Source organism: Ruegeria sp. AL12 (assembly GCF_056540885.1).
Map to the genome: position 1 here is coordinate 1 of NZ_JBQFXN010000173.1, position 583 is coordinate 583.

The 583-nt window shown below is 57.8% G+C and carries 1 pseudogene; it reads right to left on the reverse strand.

Features of this window, described 5'->3' with window-relative positions:
• A pseudogene (locus ACR0C6_RS22060) lies at window positions 1-583 on the reverse strand (hypothetical protein); the annotation flags it as partial.

Sequence of the window (583 nt, forward strand, 5' to 3'; positions counted from 1 at the left end):
CTTCTTCGACAAGTGCCGTTTCCGGTAGAGTGGCATCATCATCACCCGACCCAAGGAAGGCCCACATCAAAACGGTGGCGATACCAAGAGCTGCCGCGGCGCCGATAGGTATACCGTATCCTTCAAGACGGTTTGAAAGTGACACCTCGTTGTGCTCTGCAGCCGCCGCTGCGCGGAATTCCATTGGCTTTTCTTCGGCCGCGATCGCGTGCACCGGAAGCGTCGAAACGGGAGTCTTTTCTGCAGGGGCCGGGTTTCTTGGTGTCAGGAATTCAGGCTCGGACGGGTAGTCCTGCCCGTCGGTGTCGGTCGTGACTTGGGTCGGAACAAAGCCATAGTCGTTGGCGAATGCCATTGCCTCATCCAACGTCTGCCGGGCGATCGCTGCCACATGTATCACCGCGCCGTCGGTTGCGGTGTCGTATCTCAGGTCTTCAAGCGTATAGGGCGTGGCATCCGTTAACGCGGTCTGAACCAATAGGGTTTGTCCTTCGGCATCTTCATCGCCGGTTTCAAGGCTGAGGAACCGAACCTGATCGGCCGGCAGGACCAGCTTCCAGTTCAGGTCATTTTGCTGCGCAAA